This window comes from Bradyrhizobium sp. SZCCHNR2028 (genome assembly GCF_032380995.1).
GTDB lineage: Bacteria > Pseudomonadota > Alphaproteobacteria > Rhizobiales > Xanthobacteraceae > Bradyrhizobium.
The window spans coordinates 63,202-78,462 of record NZ_JAUHJF010000007.1 but is presented as its reverse complement, the minus strand read 5'-3'; the positions used below and the strand labels follow the sequence as shown (position 1 = coordinate 78,462).

The 15,261-nt window shown below is 68.4% G+C and carries 2 protein-coding genes (1 of these 2 only partly in view); both read right to left on the bottom strand.

Going from position 1 to position 15,261, the window contains the following annotated elements:
- A protein-coding gene (locus QX121_RS13895; RefSeq protein WP_315812222.1) for a non-ribosomal peptide synthetase crosses the window boundary here: on the bottom strand, positions 1-5,539 show its 5' portion. Its footprint begins 1,061 nt before the window's first position; 5,539 of the gene's 6,600 nt are visible here — the first part of the coding sequence; the start codon lies at positions 5,537-5,539; its stop codon lies beyond the left edge, outside the window.
- Entirely contained in the window at positions 5,536-15,261 is a 9,726-nt protein-coding gene (locus tag QX121_RS13890) for a non-ribosomal peptide synthetase (protein WP_315812221.1), read from the bottom strand. The genes QX121_RS13895 and QX121_RS13890 overlap by 4 nt, the downstream gene beginning before the upstream one ends.

Genomic DNA, 15,261 nt, shown 5'->3' with positions numbered 1-15,261 from the left:
CCGCGTCGTGATCGAGCAGCATGCGCCAGCTCGACGGCGTCGCCTGGACCGTGGTCACGCCGTGCCGTGCCACCATCGCCTTGAGCGCCACCGGATCATGGGCCGCGGCACGGTCGGCGAGCACGATCCGGGCGCCATGGGTCAGCGGCAGCCACAGCTCCAGCACGGCGATGTCGAACGACAACGAGGTCAACGCCAGCACGCGGTCGTCGGCCGCGATGCCCGGCTGCTCGGCCATCGTCGTCAGGAAGTTCGTCACCGCGGCGTGACGCACCATCACGCCCTTGGGCCGACCGGTGGAGCCGGAGGTGTAGATGACGTAAGCGAGGCTCTCCGGATGCACGTCGACAGCAAGATTATCGGTCTGGCCGAGGCCCTCGCCAGCCGCCACCTCGAGCAGCCATGCCTCGGCCTCGCTCCGGGCCAGCACCGGCGCGAAACGGTCGTGCAGCGTGGCTTGCGTCAGCAGCAGCTTGGCGCCGCTGTCGTTCAGCATGTGCGCGAGCCGCTCGGCCGGATAGTCCGGATCGAGCGGAAGATAGGCCCCGCCCGCTTTGAGCACCGCGAGCAGCGCAACCATCATCGTGACGCCGCGCTCCAGCGCCAGCCCGACCACAACATCCGGCCCGATGCCGCGATCCCTGAGCCGCCGCGCCAGGCGGTTCGCCCGCGCATTCAGCGCGCCGTAGCTGATCGTCTCCTGCCCGTGTACGAGCGCGATCGCATCGGGAGATCGCGCCGCATGCACCTCGAACTGCCGGTGCACGCAGAGCGTATCCGCGAAGCTGACAGCCGTCGCATTCCAAGCGCGCAGCAGCCGCGCGCGATCGTCCTCTGGAACGACATCGAGCTGGCGCACCGGCGCGTGCGGCGCCGCTTCGAGCGCCAGCGCCAGCCGATCGAGCGACTGCTGCATCATCGCGCCGACCCGCTCGGGCGCAACCGGCGCCACGGCCTGGACCGTCAGGTGAAGTCCATGACCGTCGTCATCCACCGCCAGCATCAGCGGATAGTTGGTACGCTCCTCGCCACCGAGCCATTCGACGCCACGCAGAGCCTGAATGGGCTGCGCGTCTGCCCGCGCGTCCTGCCGCTGGCCGTGCCGATAGTTCAGGATCGCGGAGAACAGCGGCGTCGGCGGCGCGACGCCGCTGCAACGCTGGGCCATTGCCAGCGAGGCATGCTCATGAACCATCAGCTCCGCCAGCCGCGCATGCGTTGCGCGAACGCTGTCCTCAACCGACGTGCCGTCGAGATCGAGCCGCAACGGCAGCGTGTTGATGAACAGGCCCAGGCTGCGGCCGGTATCATGGCCAGCCTGCATGCGGCCGAGCAGCACGGTGCCGAACACGACCTGCTCACGTCCGCTGCTGCGCGCCAGCACCTGGCCCCAGGCGACATGACAGAGACTGGCGAGGCTCGCGCCAACGCGCCGCGCCTGCGCGCGCAGCCGCGCATCGAGCGCAGCCGGCAGGGGCAGCTTTGCCTCGCGCACGCCGGCGCCGTCGCTGCGCACCTCGATCAATCCGAACGGCGCCGTCGGCGCATCGATGTCGGCAAGCATGCTGCGGAAGAAGCGCTGCTGAGCATCCTGTCCGCCCGGCTTGCGAGTCTCGGCGACGAGATTGCGGAATGGAATCGACGGAGGCAGAGCAGTGCGGCGTCCCGACAGGATCAGTTGCACCTCCTCATGCAACGCCTGCAGGGTGGAATGGTCGCCGACCATGTGATGCAGCACGACCAGCAGCAGCAGGCGATCACTTCCTGGGTCGCGGGCGACAACGAGACGCAGCAATGGCGCCTGGGTCAGATCGAGCCTGCAGGACTTCGGATCGAAGCGGCGCGCCAGCTCGACCTGGGCCGGCGCGTTGCCTTCGAGCTCAACTTCGGTGACGCTTAGCGGTGCCTGGCGCCAGACCACCTGCGCCGGCACCGACAGCCCATCCCAGAGGAACGACGTCCGCAGGACGTCATGCCGGTCGATCACGTCCTGAACGGCCGCAAGATAGCGATCCAGCAGATCACGGCCCGCAAATGCCATCTGCGCGACCAGCACGTAGGGGTCGCCCTCGGTCGCGAGCAGATGATGGAACAGAATTCCCTCCTGCAACGGCGACAGCGCGTAGATGTCCTGGACGTTGGCGACGCCGCCCGGCACACGGCCCACCACGCGGTCGATCTCGCCCTGGCTCAGCGCAATCAGCGGCAGCATGTCCGGCGTGATGGCCGGGCTCTCCGCCGTGATCAGGTTGTCAGGAATTGCGGTCTCCTCGCCCTGCCGCAGGCTGGCCGCGAGATCGCGCAGCACCGGCTTGGCGAACACCATCTGCGCATCGATCGTCAGCGCATGGCGCTTCAGTCGATCCAGCATGCGGACGACGAGCAGCGAATGACCGCCGAGCTCGAAGAAATGATCGTTGCGGCCGACGCGCTCGACGCCAAGCAGCTCGCGCCAGATGGCAGCGAGGGCCTGCTCGATTTCGCCGCGGGGCGGATCATAGGCGCCACGGCCAAACGCCTCGTCGTCCGGCGCCGGCAGCGCCTGCCGGTCGACCTTCCCGTTGGGTGTCAGCGGAAACGCATCGAGGTGAACGATCGCCGACGGAACCATGTAGTCCGGAAGACACGCCTGCAATTGCGTGCGCAGGCGCGCAGCCCATGCGCTGGGATCACCTGCATCGTCCGCCGGCACCACATAGGCGACGAGCGTGAGATCGCCCTGCGCATCGCGCCGCGCCAGGACTGCCGAGTCCCGCACGCCGGCCTGCGCATTCAGCCGATGCTCGATTTCGCCGAGCTCGATGCGGAAGCCGCGGATCTTCACCTGATGGTCGTTGCGGCCCAGGAATTCGATGTTGCCGTCGGCGAGATGGCGGCCGAGATCACCGGTTCGATACATCCGCGCATCGGTCGAACGATCGAAGGGATCCGCAGCAAAGCGCTGCGCCGACAGATCGGGACGGTTGAGATAGCCGCGGGCAATCCCTGCCCCGCCGATCCAGATCTCGCCCACGGCGCCGCGCGGCACCGGCATGCCCTGGGCGTCGAGCAGATAGATCCGCGCGTTGGCGATCGGGCGACCGATGGAGACGACGCCGCCGGCGAAGCCGGGCGGTCGGCGCCATGCGGTGGCGCAGACGGTCGCTTCCGTCGGCCCGTAGGCGTTGAAGACCGCAATCTCGGGCGGCAGCGCTTCGAACAGCTCCGGCCTTGGCAACTCGCCGGCGAGAACCAGCACCTCGAGCCCGGAGAGCCGGGCGAGGTCCGAGCGGCCCTGCAGCATCGCGGGCGGCAAGGTGGCGTGGGTGATGCGATGTTCGGCGAGATAGTTCAACAGCTCCGCCGCGTCGCGGTGCTCGCGGCTTCCGAGCAGATGCAGTTCGGCGCCGGCGCAAAGCGCCATGACGATGTCCCACACGCTCGCGTCGAAGCTGAAGGAGGCGAATTGCGCGATCCGGCTGTGCGGACCGGTGTCGAACAGCCCGATCTGGGCCTGCGCGAGATTGACCAGGCCGTGGTGCTCGACCATCACGCCCTTCGGCTGTCCGGTCGAGCCCGACGTGTAGATAACATAGGCGAGATTGCGCGGCGTCAGGCCACGGGCAGCAACATCCGGTGAGCTCTCCGGCAGCCGGCTCCAGGCCGGCGCATCGCTTTCCACATCGATCACAGGGTACGCCACGCTGCCGAGCGTGCTGGCGCTCTCACCGTCACAGAGCAGCAGCGTCGGCTGGGCATCGGCCACGGTCTCGCGCAGCCGCTGCGGCGGATAGGCAGGGTCAAGCGGCAGATAGGCCGCTCCCGCTTTGAGAACCGCGAGCACGCTGACGATCGCATCAATGCCGCGCTGCTGGCAGATCGCGACCAGCCGGTCCGGACCGACGCCCAGCGCAACGAGATGATGCGCGAGGCGATTGGCGCGCTCCTCGAGCTCGCGATAGCTCAAGCTGACCGCGCCATGCACCAGCGCCACGGCGGAGGGGCGGCGGCGCGCCTGCTCTGCGACGAGCTCCTGGATGCAGCAGTCGGCTGGCGTGAACGACTGCGTGCGGTTCCAGACATCCAGCAGCAGCGTACGTTCCTCGGCCGGCAGCAGCTCGATCCGATCGACCGGCTGGCTGGTGTCGGCGACCATGGCGCGCAGCGCAGCCAGCAGATAGAAGCGATAGCGCTGTACGGTATCGGCGTCGAACAGCGCCGTCGCGTAGTTGAGCTTGCCAGTGATGCGGCCGCCACTTTCGCTGAGATCGAGCTCGAGATCGAACTTGACCTTGTGCTGATCGATCGCAAGGCGTTCGACCGCCAGGCCGGGCAGTGCGAACGAGCCGACATCGTTACTCTGCCACGCGAACACCACCTGGAACACCGGCGTGTATTCCGGATGCCGCGGCGGCTGGAGCGCCTCGACCAGGTGCTCGAAGGGCAGATCCTGATGATCCTGCGCCGCGAGGACCGCCGTCTTGACGCGGTCGATCAGCTCGGCGACAGCAGGACCATGCGAGAGGTCGAGCCGCAGCGCCAGCATGTTGACGAAGAAGCCGGCCAGGCCTTCGAGCTCCGAACGCATCCGATTTGCGCTCGGCGTGCCGATCACGAGATCTTGCTGGCCCGCCAACCGCGACAGCACGATGGCCCAGGCCGCCAGCACGATGACGAACGGGGTGGCGCCGACCGCGTGGCCCAGCCGCCTGATGTCGGCCGATAGACCGTCGTCGATCTCCACCGGCACCGCGGCGCCGGCGTTGGATCGCGGCGCAGAACGCGCACGGTCGGTCGGCAATGTCAGCAAGGATGGCGCATCGCGCAGCACGGCGGTCCAATGATCGAGCTGCCGCTGCAGTCGATCTGCCGTCAGCGAATGGCGCTGCCATGCTGCATAGTCCGGATACTGAATCGCGAGCGGCGGCAACGGATCATCGCCGCCTGCGGCGAAGGCGCCATACAGTGCCGAGAGCTCGCGGACGATGACGCCCATCGACCATCCGTCGGAGATGATGTGGTGCTGGCTGAGCAGAACAACGTGATCATCATCGCCCAGACGGATCAAATGGCTGCGGATCAGCGGCCCCCGAGCGAGATCGAACGGCGCGCTCGTGCACTCATCCAGCACGTCGCCCACCCGCTTCTCGCGGTCCGGCCGGACGCGAAGATCATGCATCTCCAGCGGCAGGCTGGTGTCGGACGGCAGCAGCGCAATTCGCGGCTCGCCGTCCTCGGCGACAAAGACCGTCCGCAGCGCCTCGTGCCGGGAGAACAGGCGGTCGAGGCTGCGGCGCCATGCGCCGATGTCGAGCCGGCCGCGCAACCGCAGCGCCACGTCGATGTGATAATTCGCGCTTCCGCCATCGAGCTGCGCCAGCAGCCACAGCTGCTGCTGCGCGAAGGAGAGCGGCAGCCGGCCCCCGCGATCGACGATCGGGATCGTGCTTGTGTCGCGTCTGGCGGCGTTGCGGCCGCGCTGTCGCGCGCGCGATGCCAACCGGCGCAGCGTCTCCAGATCGAGGTCACGCAGAAGAGGCTGTCCTGATTGTCCGCTCATGATAGCTCCGCCGTCATCAGTTCCTGGAGCTCACCTTCGGCGAACTCCTGCTCGATCAGACTGATCGAGAGGACGCGCGCGAATTCCGCCAATTCCGGATGAGCGAACAGCTCGGACAATTGCACCGACGTGCCGAACTCCTGCGCGACACGGCCGAGCAGCCGCACCGCCAGCAGAGAGTGGCCGCCGAGCCTGAAGAAGTGATCGCCCCGCCCGATGCGATCGAGGCCGAGCAGCTCCGCCCAGATGCCGGCCAGGATGATCTCGATCTCACCGACCGGAGCCTGATAGTCGTCTCCCGCTTCGCCTTGTGAGGCCAGCGGCAGCGCCTTGCGATCGACCTTGCCGTTCGGCGTCTGCGGCAGCCGCGGCAGCACGATGACGCGCAACGGCACCATGTAGTCCGGCAGCATGGCCGTGAGCATCGCGCGCAAGTCGCCGCCGTCGAGGGTGCTGTCACTGCTGACATAGCCGATCAGGTGTCGCCCGCCGCCGAACTCCTGCGCGACCACGACGCTGTCGCGAACGCCGGGCAGTGCGCGCAGCCGCGCCTCGATCTCGCCGAGCTCGATGCGATGTCCGCGCATCTTGACCTGGTGATCGGCGCGGCCGACATAGTCGAGCGTGCCATCGGCACGCCAGCGCGCCAGATCGCCGGTCCGATACAACCGCGCACCAGCACCGCCCAACGGATCGGGAACGAAGCGCTCTGCGCTGAGCCCGGCGCGCCGCCAATAGCCCCGCGCCAGTCCCTCGCCGCCGATGAACAGTTCGCCGGCCACGCCGGGCGGCGCAAGATTGAGATTGGCGTCGAGCACGTAGAGCGTGGTGTTGCCGATCGGACCACCCAGCACCGGCATAGGATCATTGGAATCGAGCCGGTGGCGCGCAGACCACACCGTGGTCTCGGTCGGCCCATACATGTTCCAGACCTCGCCGCTCAGCGCGACGAGCCGCCGCGCCAGATCGGGAGCCAGCGCCTCGCCGCCGCTGAGCACGCGACAGCGACGAGGCAGCGCGGTCCCGTCATGATCGAGCAGCATGCGCCAGCTCGACGGCGTCGCCTGGATCATGGTCACGCCGTGCCTGGCCACGATCGCCTTCAGCGCCGTCGGATCCTGCGCCGAGGCGCGATCGGCCAGCACGATCCGGGCGCCCCGTGTCAGCGGCAGCCACAGCTCCAGCACCGCGATGTCGAACGACAGCGAGGTCAATGCCAGCACCCGGTCGTCGGATGCGATCCCTGGCTGCTCGGCCATCGTCGCCAGGAAGTTCGTCACTGCGCCGTGACGCACCATCACGCCCTTGGGCAGGCCGGTCGAGCCCGAGGTATAGATGACGTAGGCGAGGCTCTCCGGATGGATGGTGCTGCCGAGATTGTCGGCGTCGCCCGCATCATCGTCGCGATCGAGCAGCCAGGCCTCGGCTCCGCTGTCGGCCAGCGCAAGCGCGAACCGATCCTGCAGCCCAGCTTGCGTCAGCAGAAGCCTCGCGCCGCTGTCGCTCAGCATGTGAGCAAGACGCTCGGCCGGATAATCCGGGTCGAGCGGCAGGTAGGCCGCACCCGCCTTCAGCACGGCGAGCAGCGCGACGATCATCTCGGCGTCGCGCTCCAGCGCCAGTCCGACCACGACATCGGCGCCGATCCCGCGCGCGCGCAGTCGCCGCGCCAGCCGGTTTGCGCGCGCGTTCAACTCGCCGTAGCTGATCCGGCGGTCGCCGCTGACGATCGCAACCGCGTCCGGGACAACCTTCGCCCGCGCCTCGATCTGCGCCACCACGCCGGGCGCTGCGTCGATCAACGGACGTGGGGATGACGTCTCGCCAATCGCAGCTCCACTCCAGCGCAAGAGCCACGCCAGCGCCTCCCCATCGACCATTCGAAGGCTGCCGGTCGGACGGGTGGCATCCGCCGAAATCTGCATCAGCCAGTCCCGCAACGACGCGCTCACCCGTCGAATCGCGTGCTCGTCCAATTGCGCACGATCGTAGTTGAAGTCGAGGCGCAGGCCCTCGGGTCCGTCGAACACGATGACCGCGATCGGATAACTGGTCGGCGTCACATGTTCGACCCGCCCGATCTGCGGCCCGGCACCGTTGCGCGCGGTGAGCGCCTGATCGATCGGATAGTTCTCGAACACCATCAGGCTGTCGAACAGGGGCTGCCCGGCCCTGTCGGCGAGGCGCTGGATCTCGTGCAGCGGCAGCCACTCATAGTCGCGCGCCGCGACGCTCTGCGCCTGAAGGGTTCGCAGCCAATCGCCGGTCGCGGTCTGCGGGTGCGCGCGGTCGATCAGCGGCAGCGTGTTGATGAAGAGGCCGACCATGTGCTCGGCGCCGGCAAGCTCGGCCGGACGGCCCGAGACCGTCACGCCAAAGCAGACCGAGCTTTGCCCGGTATACTGCCGCAGCAATTGGGCCCAGGCCCCTTGCAGCAGCGTATTCATCGTGATGCGCTGCTGCGTCGCGAACCGCCGCAGGCGGGCAGCGAGATCGACGTCCACGCGCAGCGTCAGCCGGCCGTGGCCGCTCGCAGCGTCGATCGCGCTGCTCGCGCGCAAGGCGTCGGCGAGCGGCGTGGGCTCATCGAAGCCGCGCAGCGTCTCGCGCCAGAAATCCACGGCCGCCGCGTGGTCGCGCGTCTGCAGCCAGGCGATGTAGTCGCGATAACTGGCTTGCGCCGCCGACGGCGCTGCGCCGCCGATCTGCTGCAGCACGTCTGCGAGCAGCCGCGCCGAGCTCCAGCCATCGATCACGATGTGATGATGCGTCCAGATCAGCCACAGCCTGTCATCGCCGAGCCGGATCAGCCGCAGCCGCTGCAGCGGCGGCCGGGTGATGTCGAAGCCGAGCTCACGCTCGCGCCGTGCCGCCTCCGCAAGCGCCGCCTCGATATCCGCCGCCGCGGCCCCATCAGCGATACGGCTGCGCCAATCCTCCTCGACGACGGGCACGTCGAGCTGCCGGTACACGATCTGCTGGGCCGCTCCGGACAATTGCTGCCAGACGAATCCAGTCCGCAGCACCGCATGCCGCGCACTCGCCGCCTGCCATGCCGCACGCAACCGCGCCGGCGTCACGCCCCGGAGCTCGATCGAGAGCTGGTTGACATAGACATCATCAGCGCCATCGCGCAGGGCATGGAACAGCAAGCCCTGCTGCATCGGCGACAGCGGATAGATGTCCTCGACGGAGCGACAGTCGATCGTCGCGCAGAGCCGGTCGAGCGCCGCCTGATCGAGCCCCGCGAGCGAAACGTCGGACGGCGTGAGACCGCCGGCGCCGCCGAGGCAATGATCGACGAGACCGTGCAGCGCCGCACGATAGAGCTCCGCGAGCCGTTCGACGGTCGCGCGCCGATAGCGCCGGCTGCCATAGCGGAAACCGAGACGCAGCTGCCCGTCACGCACCTCGCCGTTGATGGTGAGCCAGGCCCGCAACGGCGTGTCGGCGGCTCGCATCGGTCCCGGGTTTTCCGGCGCAATCCGGTACGGCGCCGACGCGCCGAGCTGGCCATCGAAGCGGCCGAGATAGTTGAAGACGATACGCGGGTTCGGCACCGTGGCCAGCGCCTCGCGATGCTCCTTCGCACCGAGATGGCGCAGGACTCCATAGCCGAGCCCGCGATCGGGCACGGCGCGCAGCGTCTCCTTGACGCGGGTGATGAGCGCGCCGTCGGTCTCGCTGCCGCCGTCGAGACGGACCGGGAATGCGGTCGTGAACCAGCCCACGGTCCGCGTGAGATCGACGTCCGCAAAGACATCCTCGCGGCCGTGGCCTTCGAGCTCGATCACGACGCCTTCGATCCCGCTCCAGTTCCAGAGCGCGCGTGCCAGCGCAGCCAGCAGCAGGTCGTTGACCTGCGTGCGATAGGCCGCAGGCGCGGCATCGAGCAGCCGTTCGGTCAGCTCCGCCTCGAGCTTCAGCACGACCTCCTCGGCGTCGGCTTCGACGTCGGTGCCACCATGATCGTCGTCGCAGGGCAGCTCGCTGCCGTGGGAGGACGCCAGCCAGAACGGCAGTTCGTCTCCGAGCCGATCGGAGGCCGCATGCGCTCGCAGTCGCTGCACCCAGGAGGACGGCGTGGAGCTCTGGGGCGGCAGGTTGACGGCGCCCGCCTGCCCCGTCAGCTGCTCGCAAGCCGACGCGATGTCCTCGAGCAGAATCCGCCATGACACGCCATCGACGGCGAGATGGTGAATGGCGACCAGCAGCCGCTGGCTGCCATCGCGCATGTCGAATCCGACGGCGCGCAGCAGAGATCCCGATGCCAATGACAGGCTCGCCTGCGCCGCCGACGCGATCGCGCTGACGTCGGCCGGCTCGACTGCCGTGCGGAGCCAAAGCAGCTCAGGCGCGGCAGGCAGGTCGGACGGCACCGCCTGCCATTCACCCGCGACCTGCCGATACGTCATGCGAAGCGCATCGTGATGCCCCACGACGGCAGCGAGCGCCCGCTGCAGCACGCTCCAGTCGATCCGGTCCCGCGGGATCAGCAGCACCGCCTGGTTGAAGTGATCGCGGTTGGAGATATCCTCCGCGAAGAAGCGCAATTGGATCGGCAGCAGCTCCGCAGCGCAGGCGTTCATTGCGTTGCGTGCTGCTGCCGGCGGCGTGATGGCCGGCGCGGAGGTGGTCGCAACCACGCCGGCCAGCGCCGCTATCGTCTGCTGCGCGAACATCTGCTTCGGCGTCAGCATGACGCCGCGCTTGCGCAGCCGCGCGATGATCTGCAGGCTGAGGATGGAGTCGCCGCCGAGCTCGAAGAAATTGTCATTGCGGCCGATCCGCTCGCGGCCCAGCACGTCCTGCCAGACCGCGGCGATTGTCTCCTCCACCGCGCCGGCCGGGGCGGCATAGGATAGCACGGCGTCCTCGTCCGGCTGCGGCAGCGCCGCGCGGTCGAGCTTGCCGTTGGCGGTCAGCGGCAGCCGGTCGAGCACGACGATGCGCGAAGGCACCATGTAGTCCGGCAGCATCGCCGAGAGTTGCTGCCGCAGCGTCTCCGGCTGCAACACGACGCCCGCTGCAGCGACACAATAGGCCACGAGCTCCTGACGCTCCTGCTCAGCATCGACGGCGCGGGCCACGACGGCTGCATCGGCGATGCCGCTCAGCAATGTGATCGCGCGGCGGATCTCGGCGGGCTCGACGCGGTATCCGCGCAGCTTCACCTGATCGTCGCGCCGGCCGAGAAACACGATCCGGCCGGCCTGATCACAACGCACCAAATCGCCGGTCCGGTAGAGGCGTTCGCCTGCGGGTCCGAACGGATCGGGAATGAAGCGCTCGGCCGTCTGTCCAGGCGCACCGCGATAGCCGCGCGCCAGCCCGGCGCCGCCCACATAGAGTTCACCGGTGACCCCGGCCGGGACGATATTCAGCGTATCGTCGAGAACGTAGGCGCGCAGGTTGGCAAGCGGCAATCCGACCGGCAGCACACCTTTGGCCTCGGCGTCCGTCCACTCATGGGTCGTCACGCCGACCGTCGTCTCGGTCGGGCCGTAGTGATTGACGATCCGGCAGTGCGGCCGCAGCCGGCGGACCTCTTCGATCAAGCCGGGATCGCACGGCTCGCCGCCAAGGATCAGCACGTCACGCGGCAGAACGTCGGCCGAGCGCCGCGCCCGCAACAGGCCGCGCAGATGGCTCGGCACGATCTTGACAATCCCGACCTCGCCGTCGCGCATCGCTTGCGCAAACGCATCCGCATCGAACGCGGCATCGGCCGGAAGAAGATTCAACGTTGCGCCGCTCGCGAGCGCGCCGAACAGCACGGTGTGGCCGAGATCGGCGGCAACGGTCGAGACCATCGCCATGCTCGCGTCGGCGCGTGGCCGCAGCCGGGACAATAGCGCCTGCACATAGTTGGCAAGTGCACCGTGTGACACGGCGACGCCCTTGGGCGCGCCGGTCGAGCCCGACGTGTAGATGATGTAGGCAGTCTGCGCCGGATGAACGCGCGGGCGAATGAACTCGCCGCGAGACGCATCGCTGCGCGACTCGCCATCCAGCGCGACGCATTGCAACGCGCTCGCCGCAGCGAGGCATTCGCCGGTCGCGATCAGGGTGTCGATGCCACCATCGTGAAGAATACGGTCAATACGCGCCACCGGCCACGCCGGATCGAGCGGCACGGCGGCGCCGCCCGCCTTCAAGACGCCGAGCAGCGCCGCGACGAAGCTCGGCGACCGCTCGATCCACAGCGCCACCGGCGTCTCATGCGTGACGCCCGCCGCAACGAGCGTGCGCGCGATCTGGTCCGACCAGCCCACGAGCTCGGCGACGCTGACGGTGTCCTGTCCTTGGCGCAGCGCGATCCGATCGTCGCGGCCCGCGAACGCAGCGTCGATCAGATCGAGGATGTCCATCGATGGGAAGCTCTTCACCTCCGCCGCGACGACCTGCCTGACGTCTCGCGCGATTGCGAAGTCGCGCAGCGGCCGGTCGATGCCCGCCGCGATCTGCCGCAGAAAATCGACGAGCTGGCTCCCGATCCGCTCGACCGTGGCCGCATCGAACAAATCAGTAGCGAAATTCAGGCTCGCATTCATGCCCTTTGGGCCGTCGATGATGTCGAGCGCGAGATCGAAATGCGAGCCGGCGAGATCGACGATGCGCGGCTCGGCGTGCAGGCCATCGCCGAGCGCAAATCCGGCCGGCGCGTCCATGTAGTTGAACTTGACCTGGAACAGTGGATTGTGGCCGCCGGATCGGGTCGGCTTCAGCGCATCGACGAGACGGTCGAACGGCAGATCCTGATGCGCCAGCCCGGAAATGACCTCCTCCTTCGCCCGCGCCAGCAGCTCGGCGAAGCTCATGCCGTAGGTCACGTCGGCCCGCAGCACCAGCGTATTGACGAAGCAGCCGATCAGCGACGCCAGCTCGGCCTGGCGGCGCCCGGCGACGGGCACGCCGACGCGCAGGTCGGAGCGGCCGGAGTAGCGGAACAGCAGCAACTGATAGGCGGCGAGCAGCAGCATGAACATGCTGACGCGATGCTCCCTGGCGAGCGCGCGGAGCCTCAGCGCCAGATCGGGCTCGATCTCGACGTGAATGGTGTCGCCGCGATAGCTCGGTACAGGCGGGCGCGGCCGGTCGAACGGCAATGCAAGCGGCGTATCCGCGTCGCCGAGCCGCCCGCGCCAGTAGGCGAGCTGCTGCGCAGCGTCGGGGCCGGAGAGCCAATCCCGCTGCCATGCGGCGTAGTCGGCATATTGGACGGCGGGTGGCGACGGCAGCGTCCTCGCACCGCGCCGGAGCCCGTCATAGAGCGCGGCGATCTCGGCCAGCAGCACGTCGAGCGAGAGCCCGTCGGCGACGATGTGATGCGCCGACAGCAGCAGTTCGTGGCGGTCGTCCGCGTGCTGCATCAGCACGGCGCGCAGCAGCGGGCCATTGATGAGATCGAACGGCCGCGCCAGCTCCTCGCGTGTCCGCGCCGCGACCCGCGACGCGCGCTCCGCCGCCGGGCTGCGCCGCAGATCCTCGACCGCGACCGGAATGTCCGGCGCCGCATGGATGACCTGCACGACGCGGCCATCCGGGGCGGAGAAGGTGGTGCGCAGCGTCTCGTGGCGGGCGACGATTTCGGTCAGCGCCTGCACCATCAGTGCCTGATCGAGCGGGCCGTCGAAATGCACCGTGCAGGCGATGGTGTAGGCCGTGCCGGCCGGATCCATGCTCCAGAGAAACCACAGCCGCTCCTGCGCGGGAGACAGCAGCTCGCGTATGCCCGCCGGTGCCGGCTGCAGCGGCGGGAGCACTTTCGCGTCCGCGCCGGCCGCATCGATAAGCTCTGCGAGCGCGGCGAGCGTAGGCGCATCGAAGAAGCCGCGCAGCGCGAGCTCGATTCCGAACTGCTCGCGCACCATCGCCGTGATCTGAGCGGCTGCGACCGAGTTGCCGCCGAGCATGAAAAAGTCGTCGTCGCGATCGACGGTCTCGCGCCGGAGCACATCCCGCCAGATCAGCGCAAGACGGCGTTCGGTCGCCGTCGCAAGCGCCGGGGACGGCGATGGGTCCGCCGCCTCGCGTCGCTGCTCGAACACCATGAAGCTATCGAGCGTGCCCTGCGCCCATCTGGCGCGACAGGCGGACCGCTGCAGCTTGCCGCTGGTGGTCAGCGGCATGCCTTGCGGGTTCAGCAGCACGACCACCGCCGGATATTCCTGCGTCTGCCGCATGACCGCGTCGCCGATCGCCTTGATCAGCACGTCGGCCGGCGTTCGCCGCAGCACTGCCCTGCTGAACTCGGCAGCTACGCCGATGCCTTCGACGCCATCGATCTCGACCGGGAAGGCCGCGACACGTCCCTTCCGAACCGAGGCCACCTCGGTCTCGACGGCCTGCTCCAGATCGAATGGATAGATGTTCTGGCCGCGAACGATCAGCAGATCCTTGAGCCTGCCGGTGACGACGAGATCGCCGTCGCGGACGAAGCCGAGGTCGCCGGTCCGCAGCCAGCGCGCGCCGTCGCGAACGACGAACGTCTGCTGCGTCGCCCCGGGATTGTTCCAATAGCTCTGCGCGACGCTCGGGCCTGCGACCCAGATTTCGCCGACCTCATTCGTCCCGGCGCCGGCGGACGCATCGACCCTCATGATGCGCACGGCGTGGCCGTCTGCCACGGCGCCGCACGCCATCAGGTCCGTGCCCTCGCCGGCGTCCGCAACGCGCCCGCCGGCGAGCGCTGCGGGATCGAGCGTGTGACAAACCGCCCGGCTCGCGCGGTCGCCTGCCGTCACCAGCAAGGTCGCCTCGGCAAGGCCGTAGCACGGCGTCAGCGCGCGAGGATCGAAGCCCGCCGGCCGGAAGCGCGCGGCAAATCGATCCAGCGTCGCGCGGCGCACGAACTCCGAGCCGGAGAACGCGAACCGCCATCGGCCGAGGTCCAGCCGCGCGATCGCTTCGTCCGAGATCCGGTCCGCACAGAGCGCGAACGCAAAGTCCGGCCCGCCGCTGCAGGTGCCGCCGTGGCGATGGATGGCGTCGAGCCAGCGCCGCGGCTGCTCCAGGAAATTGCGCGGCGACATCAGCACCGCCGTGAAGCCCGTGAACAGCGGATTCAGCAATCCGCCCATCAATCCCATGTCGTGATAGAGCGGCAGCCAGCTGACGAAGACGTCATCCCTGGTCCCGCCGAGCACCGCCTCTATTGCGATCTCATTGGCGACCAGGTTCCGGTGAGTGACGCAGACACCCTTCGGCTGCGACGTCGAACCCGACGTATATTGGAGGAACGCGATCGCTTCGCCGTGCAAGTCCGTCTCGCGCCAGGATGCGGCGGCATCGACCGGCACCTCGTCGACGGCAACAACATGAGCCTTGGGCTCGCCGAACGCAGCGACGATGGCGTCGCGCAGACGCGCCTGGGTGAGAATGAGCCGCGGCGCGGCATCGCGCAGGATGCCGTCGAGCCGGCTCGTGTAACGCTCCTTGCCGGTTTCCGGCGGATAGGCCGGCACGGCAATGACCCCGGCATAAAGGCACGCGTAGAACGCGACGGCATAGTCGGGACCGTTCGGCAGCAGAATCACGGCGCGCTCGCCTGCGCCGGCAAGCTCCTGCAGATGTGCGGCCGTTGCGCGAATGCGTCGATCCAGCGCGGCGAATGTCAGCTCGTCGACGACATCGTCGCCTTCGATGAAGCGCAGCGCCGGATGATCGGCACGCGAGGCGGCATGCTCGCGGAGTCGTTCGACGAGGGTCTGTGTCGGCAT

Excerpts from the sequence above, each read along its gene's own strand:
- QX121_RS13890 (WP_315812221.1), bottom strand. The coding sequence starts at position 15,261 with ATGCCGACACAGACCCTCGTCGAACGACTCCGCGAGCATGCCGCCTCG.